Origin of the sequence: Providencia sp. PROV255 (assembly GCF_028478065.1) — a bacterium.
In the GTDB taxonomy this organism is placed as follows: Bacteria; Pseudomonadota; Gammaproteobacteria; order Enterobacterales; family Enterobacteriaceae; genus Providencia; species Providencia rettgeri.
In genome coordinates, this window is the sequence record NZ_JAMPMI010000003.1 from 269,367 (window position 1) to 283,583 (window position 14,217).

General features: G+C 40.1%; 11 protein-coding genes and 2 pseudogenes. 7 read left to right on the forward strand and 6 right to left on the reverse strand.

Annotated features, from left to right (window positions below):
* Positions 1–24: 24 nt before the first annotated feature.
* Positions 25–1,200: a cystathionine beta-lyase gene (metC, locus tag PR725_RS02675; RefSeq protein ID WP_272567465.1), complete on the reverse strand. Its 1,176-nt coding sequence runs from the start codon at positions 1,198–1,200 to the stop codon at positions 25–27.
* A gap of 392 nt (positions 1,201–1,592) precedes the next feature.
* Between metC and purB the strand changes: the two genes are divergently transcribed.
* Together purB and PR725_RS02685 are read left to right on the forward strand one after the other, a co-directional pair.
* On the forward strand, positions 1,593–2,960 hold the full coding sequence (gene purB, locus PR725_RS02680) for an adenylosuccinate lyase (protein WP_110731613.1): 1,368 nt from the start codon (positions 1,593–1,595) through the stop codon (positions 2,958–2,960).
* Positions 2,961–3,037: 77 nt separating this feature from the next.
* Positions 3,038–4,417: an MmgE/PrpD family protein gene (locus tag PR725_RS02685; protein WP_004907570.1), complete on the forward strand. Its 1,380-nt coding sequence runs from the start codon at positions 3,038–3,040 to the stop codon at positions 4,415–4,417.
* Between the two features lie 63 nt (positions 4,418–4,480).
* Here PR725_RS02685 and PR725_RS02690 read toward each other — a convergent pair whose 3' ends face one another.
* Both PR725_RS02690 and PR725_RS02695 read right to left on the reverse strand, forming a co-directional pair.
* A complete protein-coding gene (locus PR725_RS02690; protein WP_117162619.1) occupies positions 4,481–5,365 on the reverse strand; it encodes a dihydrodipicolinate synthase family protein in 885 nt (294 codons plus the stop codon).
* 14 nt (positions 5,366–5,379) lie between these two features.
* A complete protein-coding gene (locus PR725_RS02695) occupies positions 5,380–6,270 on the reverse strand; it encodes a LysR family transcriptional regulator (RefSeq protein ID WP_004907568.1) in 891 nt (296 codons plus the stop codon).
* Positions 6,271–6,510: 240 nt separating this feature from the next.
* On the opposite strand from PR725_RS02695, the pseudogene PR725_RS02700 reads away from it, so the two are divergent.
* The 5 genes and pseudogenes from PR725_RS02700 to PR725_RS02720 form a co-directional block, all read left to right on the forward strand.
* Positions 6,511–6,717 (forward strand): annotated as a pseudogene (locus PR725_RS02700) (hemagglutinin repeat-containing protein); the annotation flags it as partial.
* Positions 6,718–6,842: 125 nt separating this feature from the next.
* Positions 6,843–7,022, forward strand: coding sequence for a hypothetical protein (locus PR725_RS02705; RefSeq protein WP_272567470.1), 180 nt, complete (start codon positions 6,843–6,845; stop codon positions 7,020–7,022).
* A 580-nt stretch (positions 7,023–7,602) separates the two neighbouring features.
* A complete protein-coding gene (locus PR725_RS02710; RefSeq protein WP_272567471.1) occupies positions 7,603–11,112 on the forward strand; it encodes an AAA domain-containing protein in 3,510 nt (1,169 codons plus the stop codon).
* Positions 11,113–11,361: 249 nt separating this feature from the next.
* A complete protein-coding gene (locus PR725_RS02715; protein WP_272567474.1) occupies positions 11,362–11,697 on the forward strand; it encodes a hypothetical protein in 336 nt (111 codons plus the stop codon).
* Positions 11,684–11,827: pseudogene (locus PR725_RS02720) on the forward strand (site-specific integrase); the annotation flags it as partial. The gene PR725_RS02715 and the pseudogene PR725_RS02720, both read left to right, overlap by 14 nt.
* Positions 11,828–11,949: 122 nt before the next feature.
* On the opposite strand, the gene PR725_RS02725 reads toward PR725_RS02720, so the two are convergent.
* From PR725_RS02725 to PR725_RS02735, 3 genes are all read right to left on the reverse strand, one after another.
* Positions 11,950–12,399 (reverse strand): IrmA family protein, encoded by a 450-nt coding sequence (locus PR725_RS02725; RefSeq protein ID WP_272567477.1) that lies wholly within the window; start codon positions 12,397–12,399, stop codon positions 11,950–11,952.
* Between the two features lie 77 nt (positions 12,400–12,476).
* The gene (locus PR725_RS02730; RefSeq protein ID WP_272567479.1) at positions 12,477–12,995 is read right to left on the reverse strand and encodes a hypothetical protein; all 519 of its coding nucleotides are present in this window, start codon (positions 12,993–12,995) and stop codon (positions 12,477–12,479) included.
* Between the two features lie 331 nt (positions 12,996–13,326).
* Positions 13,327–14,010 carry a helix-turn-helix transcriptional regulator gene (locus PR725_RS02735; protein WP_272567481.1) on the reverse strand — a complete coding sequence of 228 codons (684 nt, stop codon included), beginning with the start codon at positions 14,008–14,010 and terminating at the stop codon, positions 13,327–13,329.
* Between the last annotated feature and the right edge of the window lie 207 nt (positions 14,011–14,217).

Consider the following 14,217-nt stretch of genomic DNA (forward strand, 5'->3'; position numbering starts at 1 on the left):
CCCAGTATTGGTGCAGCTTTATTGTTATTGGTTTAATGTTGAAAATGCTTGTGTAATATCGGATATCAAATCATCCACAGACTCCAAGCCAATATGTAAACGAACAAAAGGCCCGTGGCCTTCACGCCAATCTGATGCTGTTCTTGCACCGACTACGTTAGCGGGTAGTGCGAGGCTTTCGAACCCACCCCACGATGCACCGATACCAAACAGGGCTAAAGCATCAATAAAGTTTTCTGTTTGCTTCGCGGTATATTGTTTTTTGAATTCAATGGTTAATAAACCGTTACTACCTTTGCAGTCACGCTTCCATAGATCATGTCGCGGATGAGATGGTAATTCAGGGAACCAGACTTTTTCCACTTCAGGACGCGTTTCCAGCCATTGTGAAATCGCTAACGCGGCTTTGCCATGCGCAGCTAATCGCTGCCCTAAAGTCCGCATTCCTCGTAAAACTAAAGCTGCATCATCGGGGCTACTGGCTTGACCTAAAGCTTCTGGCAAGGCACCAATTTGTTTCCAAGCTTTTTCTGTCGCGACCATAATTCCCATCATCACATCAGAATGCCCGCAGAGGTATTTTGTTGCTGCAATTACAGAAACATCCGCGCCTAATTCTAGTGGGTTATAAAGCCATGCTGAGCCCCAAGTATTATCAACGCCGACAGGGATATCTCGTTCATGTGCGATGCGGCATATTTCAGGTAAATCCAACATTTCATAAAGTAATGAACCTGGGGACTCAACAAAAATAAGCTGTGTATTACTCTGAATTTTTTGTTCAAAATCTGAGCCATCTGTTTTAAAGAAGCTATAGGCAATATTGTTTGGTTTTAAAAAAGCATCGGCAATTTTTCGCACAGGCTCATAAACCGAATCCACAAACAATACATGCCCACCACTATGTACATAGCCCATAATAGTGACGGCAATCGCGGCTAGACCTGTAGGAAATAACTGTGCTCTATAACCTCCTTCTAATTCAGTCACCAAGCTTTCAAGTGCAAATGCTGTTTCTGTACCTCGCGCACCGTAACTTAAAACACGTTCCGTTGCGCGGCGATCGCGAACATCACGCCAGCTTTTAATTGAATCAAAAACAATAGTGCTCGCTCGCATTACTGGTGGATTGATTGGTCCTGATATTGTAATAGTTTGTCGTCCACTATGTATCAATTTTGTATATTTATTTAATGTCATTATTTATTTCTCCAAATATAGGAATAGATCCCCTGATAATTAAAAGGAAGATTATTTATTTTTAATAATTTTTAATTCATATTATGTATATCAAATTACTTTTCTTTTAAAACATGTCTTATTTAAAAAGATGATCTTCATCATACAAATGAGCATTAATTAAATTAATGAAAACTTAAGAGAAAATTAAGAATTAAAATCGATAGATAATAAACAATAAATAAAAATACAACACATTGATTTTAATGAAATTATAAACACATAAGAAAGCCTTTAATTAACATTAATCTTATTAAGGTGTTTATTTTTATTATTTATTGCATAAATAAAGAAACTCTCTAACAAATAATTGCTTTTTAATTTTCAATATTATTCTTACACAGGGGAATATTATGGGTACTAGTGTTTTTGATTCGGTATTATTAAAGAACTTATGGTCTACAGAAGAAATGCGAGCTATTTTTTCTGATAAAGTCAGAATGCAAAATTGGCTTGATTACGAAGCAGCATTAGCAATTGAACAAGCTGAATTAGGCTTGATTCCAAAGCAAGCTGCGAAGATCATTGCTGATACAGCAAAACTGGAAAAATTAGATATGGATTTCATCTTAGAGCAAGTGCGTTTAACTCGTCACCCACTTGTTCCAACCATCCGTGGTTTAGAACATGCTTGTCCTGAACATTTTGGTGAATACGTCCACTTTGGCCCCACGACACAAGATGTTATGGACACAGGCTTAGTGCTTCAACTTAAAGAGGCTCATAAAGTTTTTTTACGTGATATCAAAATATTAGGGCGTTCTTTATTATCGTTAAGCGAAAAGCATCGCAATACACCAATGGCAGGACGAACCTTAGCCTTACAAGCCTTACCGATTACCTTTGGACACAAAACTGCAATTTGGTTAACGGAATTAGCACGCCATTATCAACGATTAAAAGAAATCGAACCTCGCTTATTCGTTGGTAGCGTTGTTGGCGCTGTTGGAACTAAGGCCTCATTGAGCGACAAAGCAGATGAGCTTGAAGTTCGTGTATTAAATCGGCTCGGTTTAGGCACTCCTGAAATCTCTTGGCAACCCGCTCGCGACCGATTTAGTGAATATGGCATGCTGATTGGTTTAATTAGCGGCACGTTAGGAAAAATTGCCAATGAAATTTTATTATTAGCTCACAATGAAATTGATGAACTTTCAGAGCCTTTTAGTAAAGGTCAAGTTGGCTCCTCAACGATGCCACACAAGCGTAATCCTGCCATTGTCGAAAATGCAGCATGTGTCAGTAATACATTGAAAGCTAATCTTTCAGTGCTTACCGACATGATGAAACACCAACACGAAAGAGATGGTGCGATTTGGAAGATGGAATGGAAAGTGATGCCAGAAATGTGCCTGATGCTTTCGGTGATCTTCGATAACATGAAAACGGTATTAGGGGGATTAAACGTGCATGTCGATAAGATGCGCCAAAATTTAGATATTTTAGGTGGATTTATGCTCGCTGAGCGCGTCATGTTTGCTTTATCAGACAAAGCGGGTAAACAAACTGCCCATGAAATTGTTTATGAAGCTTCTATGTCTGGCCAAGAAGAAGGCATCACTTTTATTGAGGCCATTAACCGTGACACGCGCATTCGTGACCATATAACGCAAGAAGAACTTGATGCCCTATTAGATCCAACGACCTATGTGGGAAATGCTCCTGAACAAGTCACTCGAGTAATAGAACAAACCAAAGCATCCGGTTGGCTTAATGACTAATTCATTTTAGCAAAGTTTAAATCTTTACTTTCTTAAAGCCAGTCAAGTGCTGGCTTTTTCATTCACCGGAGGTATCTATGACATTAAGCCAACAGCTAAGCCAATTTATCACATCCCTATCATTTTCTGATATTCCACCGCAGGTTGTTGAACGCGCCAAGTATCATTTACTCGATACATTAGGCGTTGCACTTGCCGGAAGTCTCCAACAAAGTGCAACACAATGCCGTAAGGGAGTCGCTTATTTACCTGATCATCAAGGAAAAATTCCAATTTGGGGAAGTAACCAAACCGTTTCAACTACCACCGCCGCTTTAGTAAATGGTATTTCTGCACATGCATTAGATTTTGATGATACACACACCGACTCAATCACTCACGGTAGTGCCGTACTTACCCCTATCGCCTTTGCACTCGGCGAACATTTACAAGCAACAACGCAAGAGCTCATTACTGCATGGATTATTGGCTGGGAAGTTGCTGCCAGAGTGGGATTAGCAAGCCACAGCGGGTTCCATCAACGCGGCTTCCATTCTACAGCCATAGCTGGTATTTTTGGCTCGACAGCTTGTGCATCTTCATTACTTAAATTAACTCGGGAACAAACGGTTCATGCTCTTGGACTAACAGGAAGCCAAGCCAGTGGTGTTGCTGAATACCTAACCAATAGCTCGTCTGCAAAATGTTTTCATGCGGGCTGGGCTGCGCAATCAGGCATTATTGCAGCTTGTTTAGCTAAAGGCGGAATGACAGGGCCAGAAACTATTTTTGAAGGGCGCTATAGCCTGTACCAAACACATGGTCTTCGTGAAAATGCGCATCCCGAGCAAGTCACCCAAGACTTAGGTAATATTTGGCAGTTCATGAATGTTTCCATTAAACCCTACCCTGCTTGCCATTTTGCTCATGCCACTGTCGATTGTGGGAGACGATTATTACAACAAGGAATAACCCTCGAGCAAATTGCTAAAGTAGAATGCGTTGTCGATCCCGTTGCAGCTGCCTTAATTTGTGAGCCACCAGAACAAAAATGGGCTCCTCAGAGTGCCTATGCAGCGAAATTTAGCCTCCCGTGGTTGTTTGCCGCAGGCTTTATCGAAGACAAATTAACATTAAGTTTGCTCTCAGCCCAAAATTTACAGCGAACAGATATCCAAAACCTCGCGAAAAAAGTCAGTTATCGTTATCCCACTGAAAATGAAATTCCTTTTCCAACCTATTTTCCCGGCTTAATTTTTGTCACATTAACTAATGGTGAGACAATAACGGAACGACTAGATATCCAATACGGTAACCCACAAAATCCAATGTCGTTGGAGGATATTGTGAGCAAATTTTATGACAATGCAGAGTTGGTAATGAAAAATGAACAAGCTGCGCAGCTTGCTAAAAGTGTATTGTCCTTCGAAACGAAAACTATACAGGCTATCACACAGTTATTGCGTGTCGGTATTTAATAATACCGACTAACGAATAGAAGCCCACACTAAATGGGCTTCTATTTTTCTTTCCCCTTATTATTATTCATTTAACTGAGCAATAATTTGCTGTAAATGAGCAATAGCAACATCATTGAGAGGTTCTTGTGGAAGGATCGGGTCACCAACATTAAATCCTTGAATGTTTAAAGATGCTTTAATACATGATGCTAATGCATATTGCGTAAAAGCTTCGTTGATTTGCCACATTTCTTTCTGTTTTGCTAACGCTGTATCCCAATCCCCTCTAGTGGCCAACTCATATAGTTCAACACATTGTTTTGGCAATACACAGGCAGGACCCGCCATCCAGCCCACGCCACCTAATTTAATGACTAATAAAGGAATATGAGCTGAAGCACTAAAAATTTTAACTCGCTCACCGAAGGTGTTGAGCATTGTTAATAACCTTCCAGTATTACTCGATGCATCTTTAACATATTCGATATTAGGGATATAACTTAATTCATTCAAAAGAGAAATTGACAGCACATCCCCTAATAAACCAGGATTGGTATAGACCGTCATCGATTTTTCAGGAAAAGACTCTGCTATTGTCTGGAAATAACTCAATTGAGCTTTGTCACTCAGAGGGTACATTTTTTGGGATATCAGTACCATACCATCCACACCTAACTTGGCATATTGCTCTGCTTGTGAACACGCATCTGATGTTGAGAAACCGGCGACCCCCGCTAATACGGGTACCCGCCCCGCGGCTTGATCAACCGTAATGCGAACGACTTCATTTCGCAATTCTTGTGACAAATATGCGTATTCACCTGTACTCCCTAACGGACTCAACCCGTGAACTCCGCTCGAAATAAGATGTTCAATTAGATGACGAAGGGATGATTCAAGAATAACCCCTTTAGCTTGGTCAACTGGTGAAACAAGATAAGGAAAAATACCGTGAAAATGGGTCATAATCACTCCTAATTTTAGTTGTTATGGGAGATAACGTCTGTTTGTTCATTTTTTAATGAGTTAAAAAGAATTTGGGCGGCTTTAGTTGGGCTTTTTGAGTTGAGGTACAAGTTATATCGAATTGCCGGAAGTGCTGGTAACCCTTCATCTTCACCGAGTATGCGTAAATCCTCCCCTGAAAGTTCAATTGAACGCGCCATAATGCCCAATCCCGCCCTAACCGCAGCACGTGCACCAGATAATGTTGTTGCCATGTACGCAATTCGCCAAGGTATTTGCTGTTGATCGAGGTGATTGATCATCATCTCACGGTAAGTGCTCGGTTCATCTAGCACAACTAATGGCAGTGGCTGCTCTAAATTAAAGGTAAAATGCTTCCCGCAATACCATAGCGAAGGGGAAACACGTAAGACAATTTTAGGGTAACCAACATGTTCCTCGGTTGAAATGGCCAAATCGAGTTCATTATCCTCTAACATTGACATAAGAAATGGGCTACGTTTGACAATAATATCCATGATCAAATTTGGATAAGCCCCTGAAAATCTGGCTAGTAAATCAGGTAATATGGTATTCGCTGTGTCATCTGGCGAACCAATTTTTAATACCCCGTCAATTTCTTCATAAACTAGCGATAAACATGCCTCATCATTAAGCCGCAGAATACGACGGGCATAGCTCAATAGCTGTGTACCAGAATCTGTCAATGCTTTGTTTCTGCCTTGCCGCACAAATAACTCCTTGCCAATGAGTGACTCCAACCTTTGCATTTGTTGACTCACCGCTGATTGCGTTCGGCAAACAGATTCTGCAGCGGCGGCAAAAGTTGCACCATCAACAACCGCAATAAAAGTACGAAGTAAGTCAAGCTCCAAATTAAAAATAGGGCGTTTAGCAGCTGGCATTTTAGTTATCTCTTTTCTTAAGGTATAAGATATCATTAAACAAGAGTGTTTAATTTACATACTAAGAAAAAAGCCTTAAAGAATCTATGTTAGAGCTCAATTGTTTGGCTCTAAATTGTAGCTACTTAATAATAAATTTGGCCACTTGAATATCCGCCATAACACGTTAATCTTGCAGAATTAAGAAAACAAAAAACCGTCGAAGAACAGCGTAGCAGTAAAGGCTTTTTAAGCGCCAGCAGTGAGCGCACTATCCAACACGATGAGACCACTCGTGAAAAAGGCTGCTTGCTCAGTGGCAAAAAAGTCACCATTACCGCAGGGAACGACCTGAACGTTAAAGGCTCCTCGGTGGTCGCAGAAAACGATGTCAGCTTAACCGCTGGCAACAAACTGCATGTGGGCGGAGCTGATTGCTCAAAAAGACTTGAACCTCACGGGCGATAGCGTCCAAATCGACCCGGGCTATGATGCCAAACAACAAGAGGTCAGCGTCGAGGCAGCTACAAGGCCTGGCAGTTGATAATTTAGCAGGTGCATTGGCAAATGCCTCGCCGCCGTACTAAGCGACATTGATAAAACAGCAAGTAGATGAAGATAATAAAGCCGCGAATGCCATGGCATATGCTGCGTTATGCGCTGTAGTCGCTGAGCTGAATAATCAATCCGCTGCTGCGGGTGGATTGTGCAATATTCTTTATCCTCTCACCTCTGAGCAGGCATATACTCTAAATAATTCGGATTACGTGTAGGCAGCTAGTGAAGATAGCCGAGGAGCATAGATAACTATGTGACTCGGATAGCTGAACGAAGCCAACAACCATGTAATTCGAAGTATGACGAATATACATTCATTATCGAAGCGACGTATATACTCACTCGGAGGTTAATGTGGGTTGAGTTAAGTTGACATGCATTGACTGAAAATGCGGGGGAAAGCCTTGCAAGCACTGGATTTCAGATACAAAAAAAGACGTCGGTTGACGTCTCTTGATGTTCTTATGGTGCGAAGGCCGGACTCGTACATAACACTTAACCTCATGATCTAAATTAAAATATAAAAGTATAAAATTATTTATACCAACGCATATACCAACAGATGAAATTCTTACTTTTTCTGATAGTTATCTAATACAAGTAATCGTGATGCAGATGGAACAGCACAAGCTTATAAGCTATCAGATAACTAACTCTGCATCTAGACCTCTCATCCAGAATTAAAACTAAGTTAAATTTTATATTGAAGTTATCCTGTGAGTATGGAGAATAACGCTGTATATATAAATTTATCTTATTATAATCAATTAAATATTATTATTTTTAGGACAGGAAATGGATGATAACTATCTAAAATTAGCCTCTTATTGGCGAAATTCACTAGCTGATGCGGAGTCAGGAAAAGGGGCTCTAGAAAAACTAGACACGAATAATTTGACTAAGTGGGAAAGTGTTTCATCAGGTCGCCTTGATGACATTATTACTGAGCGTTTTTTTTCCGATGAAAAAGATGATGTAAACACCGTAGATGTTATTTTACGCCCAAAAGTTTTTATGCGGCTAATACAACATGGAAAAGAGCGCTTTGCTGGCAGTCCAACATTTGTCACCCCGCTTGTGACACTAGCAAAAATAAATCGAGAAGGTTTTTTATTTCCAACATCAACTACCGTCATTCCTAGAGATCTACTTGAACCGCTGTCTCATGGTTCATTCTCTATTGGTGAAATATCTGAGTATGATAAATATAAAACGACGAATACATCATCATCTATGCATTATGATGAATCTCATTTAGAAACAGAAGAAACTGAAGAAGAAAAAGAGAAAAGATATGAAGGCTATTTCCAAGGGTGGGGATCATATTTAGATGATTCATCTAAGCTATTAAATAATATAGCTGACTCTTGGATAAACTCTCATGAACAGTATGAACTTGCCGATTACGGATATATACTAAAAAAAGTAGAACCTAAAGGCGCTAGTACTCATATTCTTTCTCTTTATGACCACTTACTTGTAAATAAGAAAGAAGTCCCATTATTTGAGCGATTCGCTAACTTCGCTTCTCCTGAAATCGAGCCATTAATTTCGACTGAAGATACCTTTACTTATCGATTAGGTCATTCTGGGGATAAGTTCCCTTTAGCGCTGGCTCAGCGAGATGCACTAGGTCATTTTCTTAATGCCAATGACGGCGATATTTTAGCCGTCAACGGCCCTCCCGGCACAGGAAAAACGACTTTACTTTTATCCATTATTGCAACACTTTGGGCTAAAGCCGCGCTCGAAAAAACAAATCCGCCAATTGTACTTGCGACTTCTACGAATAACCAAGCCGTCACAAATATCATCGAAGCATTTGGAAAGGACTTTTCCGAAGGAAATGGTGCTATGTCAGGTCGTTGGCTGCCAAACATCAAAAGTTTTGGTGCTTATTTCCCTTCAAGTACCAAGAAAGCAGAAGCAATCAATAAGTACCAGACTGACGATTTTTTTAAAGAAATAGAATCTAAAGAATATATTGAAAGAGCACTAGATTTTTATTTAAATAAATCCAAATTGGCATTCCCCAATAAAGATTGTTCAACCCCTGAAAAAATTATCGCGTTGTTGCATGAACAACTCTCCGAGCAGTCCAGTAAGTTAGTTGATATAAAGCAAACTTGGGATTCTCTACAAGAAATTCGAGGGAAAATAGCCCAAATATCCGATGATATAAATTCTTATCTTAATGACCAGACCGCACGGCTAGCAAAAACACAATCTAAAATAAATAGATTAAAAACGGCTTCGGTAGAATGGGATAAATATAGAGCAAATGAATCCCTATTTATTTCATTATTTTCATGGCTACCACCTGTCCGTAAAAAGCGTTACTACCAAGTTAAGCTGTTCCTTGCTGATAAATTAGGCAGTTTAATTATTGAAAAAGAACCAACTGAAATCAATGATATTGATGGTTTAATTAAAACGTTACTCAATAGTGAAGAGCAAGAACAAAAGAGTTATCAAAATAATATCGATCGCATACATCAAATTCTCCAACAAGAAAAAGATATATTTTCCAAATGGCTCACCATTGCTTCTGAACTTGGATATAAACAGGGTGAAGAACCAAGCTTGTTGCAAATTGATGAACTGGCTGACACACAAATCAGATTTCCTCTATTTTTGCTAACCACTCATTATTGGGAAGGTCGTTGGCTCATTGATGTACTCAATATTGATGATCTTAATAAGGAGAAAGGCAGGAACGGACTTAAAACAGTGGAACCTCGTTGGCAACGTAGAATGATGTTGACACCTTGTGTGGTCATGACTTGCTATATGCTCCCTTCCCATATGGTTATATCTGAGCATAAAGGTCAGAAAGGTTTCGAAAATAGTTATGCATATAATCTTGCTGATTTACTCATTGTAGATGAAGCAGGTCAAGTGTTACCTGAAGTCGCGGCAGCTTCTTTTTCGTTAGCTAAAAAAGCACTCGTTATCGGAGACACTGCACAAATTCCCCCAATATGGAATATCACACCATCAATTGATACAGGAAACATGCTGGAAGAAAAAATTCTGGCCGAAAATACACAAGAACAAATCAATGCAGAATATGAATCAGTAACTGAAATTGGAAAAAGCGCAGCTTCTGGTAGTGTGATGAAAATTGCACAATTGTCTTCACGCTACCATTATGACACTGATTTAGAGAGAGGCATGTATCTCTACGAGCACCGACGCTGCTTTGATAATATCATCGGGTACTGTAATGAGCTTTGCTATCAAGGCAAATTATTACCAAAAAGAGGAAATAGTGATAACCATTTATTCCCTGCAATGGGCTATCTCCATATCGATGGAAAAGGCGAGCAAAGAAATACGGGAAGCCGCTTCAACCTATTAGAAGCAGAGATAATTTCAGCTTGGTTAATAGAAAATCAACAACGTATTGAAAATCATTATGGAAAACCTATTCAGCAAATAGTTGGAATAGTAACGCCATTCAGTGCTCAAGTTTCAACTATTAAAGATGCTCTTAGTAAACAAGGAATTACTACTGGAACTAGTGAAGGAGCCCTCACTGTTGGTACTGTTCACTCACTTCAAGGTGCAGAAAGAGCTATTGTTATATTTTCCCCTGTATATTCAAAACATGAAGATGGCGGTTTTATCGATAGTGATAACAGCATGCTGAATGTTGCCGTTTCACGCGCTAAAGATAGTTTTCTCGTTTTTGGCGATATGGATTTATTTGAAATCCAACCCCCTTCTTCACCAAGGGGATTGCTTTCCAAGTACTTATTCTTAGAGGAAGGGAATGCCTTACACTTCGAATACAAAGAAAGGCAAGACTTACAAAAATCGAATACTCAAATATACACACTTCACGGTGTGAAAGAGCACGATGACTTTTTAAATCAAACAATTAGTAATACTGAAAATCATATTACTATTATATCCCCTTGGCTAAATTTGCAAAAACTTGAACAAACTGGATTCATTGAATCTATGACTCAAGCGATAGCCAAAGGTATCCAAATAAAAGTGATCACAGATAAAAATTACAATATCCAACACGCCGATCCTGAAAAACGTAAAGAAAGAGAAACCAATCTTTATAGCGCTTTGGAACAATTAGATTCTTATGGCATTGCTACAAAACTAGTGCGACGAGTTCATAGTAAAATTGTTATCGGAGATGATAATTTACTCTGCATTGGCTCATTCAATTGGTTTAGCGCATCTCGTGAAGCCAAGTATGAACGATATGATACCTCTATGGTTTATTGTGGTGGAAGTTTGAAAGAAGAAATTCAAGCTATCCACAACAACCTTGAACGACGGTAACATCAATGTATTTGCTCAGACTTAAACTGATAAGGTTCATAGGTAGAACAACACTATTAAACCTGACAGTCAGGTCTGAGCGATGAACGGAAGTTCGTTTTCAGGTAACATAATCATATACAAGAGGATCTCTAAAAGAGAATACGACGTCTAAGTGGGGTACTTACAACGATTCTTGCCGTGTTCACAGTAAGCGCTCTGTTTGGCGTATTTTTATTCAAATAGCAAACACTAATAAAGGAAATTTTCATGAGCAATATTCCATCTATGCCGCAGTTAGGGATTTATGTCTCAAAAATCGATCCCGCCCTGCGCATCACTGTAACCGACGTTGATATTGTTGATGACGATGATGATTCTCCTGATGATGAATTGTTTTATTTAGTCCGCTGGATCGAGGGGGAAGATGAAAGTGATATGTCTGCGATAGAATTTGAGCTAGACCCATTCGAATGGCAGGCTTTCGCTGAGTCTGAGCAATTAGTGTTTGAGCGAGATCCATACATGGATTCAGTCCCCGAAAATTCAAACCTTGCGAAAATTCGGGATTTACTCATGAATACTAAACAGAATGACCGTTCGTAAGCACCCATCAGGAAAGAGGCTTAGTGAGTGTTATCTATTTGGGGCAAACTGCAAACGAGTTCGCAAGCAATTTGCCACCAAAGGTGAATCACTTTCACATGAACGCTATTTAACAAGTAACGTGTCTGACCTGCCGCCCGTTGATCAACTCAGACTCTTGTTAGCAACGTCCGCTTTAGCACAGAGTAGCCAGTCAGGTTAGATTTATTTTTTCGTCCCCACTATGCCAGATCAAATCTGAGCTAGTAAACATTATTTTCCCCCTGCCACCGACATCTTCGCCAACTCTGGATTATTAGCCTCAAAGATCGATAGCGGCAATTCAACCTTACGACCATTCTGATCTTCCACCGCTTTAACAACCTCAAACTCAGCAACATCCTCACACGGAATTTCTAATCCTGCAAAAGTGGCTCGAGATGCACTGGTATCACCAAACGGATCAACTTCCAACACTGCATCACCTAATACCTTTCCTTGCCTATCTTTCATTCGTAGCGTTAGCTCAAGGGCACCAAATTCGGCGTGGTCTAACACCATATGGCTACCGCCATTATCAAGGGTAAATGAGTAACCACAATAACCTTGATTAATAAAGTTTGAGCTCGTATGTGTAATACTTGCGTAGCGCTGTTCTTCTGCCATTGCGAACGTACTCAAAGTCAACATACTCGCTATAATCAATAGATTGATTTTATTCATAAATAATTCCTCATTAAAAGTCATAACATCCTGACTATGAATGGTATTAAAGGGCACATGATTGTGCCCAAGCAAACTTAATATTTTTTATTTTGGATAGCTTCATAGGCTTTCATATCGGTTTGTAACCCGCCTTGCGTTCTATCTTTTTCTTTCCAACGAGGACGATTCTTACCCGAAAACTCTTTCTTCTGGCTCCAATAACCAATAGGGTACTGAGCCACAATCGTTCCTCCAACACCAATATTGACGGTAGAGTATTGACCATTATTAATGGTTCCTTTTTGGATGTAGGCGTTAGGGCTACACGTGCCAGTATCTCGCTGCTGCCAAAAACCGTCAGTTCTTGCCACGATATAAAAATCACCGAACGCGCAACCCGAAGCAGATTTACGATTCAGCACGGCAACATAATGTTTGGTTGAGCCCACTATTTTACAGGTGCTGTTTTGGCTGCCACAGACTTGCCATAAAGTTTTACCACCGTCACCTATGTATTCCCAAATCGTATCTTTAGGCGGCTTGCTGGCGGCAAAGGCTTGTGAAGCGATAAGACATAATGATGCGGATGTAATAAGAGCTAAATATTTTTTCATTTAAAATTCCTTTCAATATTATTAGATACGTCAATATTGACGCAAGATAAGCACTACTTAGTGGATGCTTAGTTTTCTCTGGTGTGGCGTATTAAGTGATCAGCTCATGAATGACTGAATGTTTCTTTACCGTGAAATTGCAGTCTCTCCTTAATCTCACTGGAGATAGGCTTTTGATTTTGAATAGGTGTTACCCATTCAAAATTACAGTCGCGGCATATCCAGCCCGTGCCCCATGCAATGATGTCTTGCTCAGAAGAACAGTGGGGGCAATGTGTGGGATGCGATGCTGGTGGTGTTAATAACGTCATGGTCGTCTCCTTTCTTTGCATTATGGAAGAGAGGTAAGTAATTGTGATATCAATCGAAAATGCGGTAATGCTGCGATAAAACTGTTTTGTTGTGACAGTTGCATCACTGCGTGTTTTGGTGTGAAGGGGGTATTTAGCGGCTGAACTTGCTGGATATCATCCAACAATAAAACATGCACTTGCTGGTGATATTCCGCTAGTAAATACCACTGTCCTTCACGGTAAATCAGTTGATAAGGTTGTAGCGGATTAAAACGACGCTCAGGTGTGAGTAAGCTAATGGAGTGTCTGCCTGTAATGGCATACACCAATTGATAGAAATGGTCTGCATGTAAAGCCGAAATCTTATGGGCGTGGTGCCAAATCAGACAAGGTGCATGAGGCTGCTGAGTTAACAGTAACCCGAGTAAGCGGCTGTCTAGCCCCGGAAACAATCGCGTCATTCCAATCTGTTTCACAAAGGTCAGAATATCTTTGTCTCGGTAAGCTTTTAGCGTATTGATAGGCAAGCGATAACAACCTTGCCGACCTTCTACACCTAGATAAGCCAAGCGTTCACGAAAATCACGCTGTAACGTGCGTTCAGAAACATTGAACTCTTGGGCTAAACATGAGAGCACAAGGCTTTCTCCTGCCATTAAGCGAGCAATCAGCGTAGAGAGTCGCACAGCCATGCGGTCATATTTTCGGTTGGTCTGAAACATAACGTATTGCTCTCAATAACAGACGTTAGAAAATTAAGAAGTGAGGAAGTTTAACTTAGGGGATTGACAGGTTATGTCTGTTGGGAAAAATTCTCATTGGGCTTTTTAGTGAAAAATGACTATAGGTAATTCATTGATAAATAACGTCATGCTGTTTATTTAAACAATGTAGAAGCGAAGCATAGCGACACAACCTGTCAGGGCGGG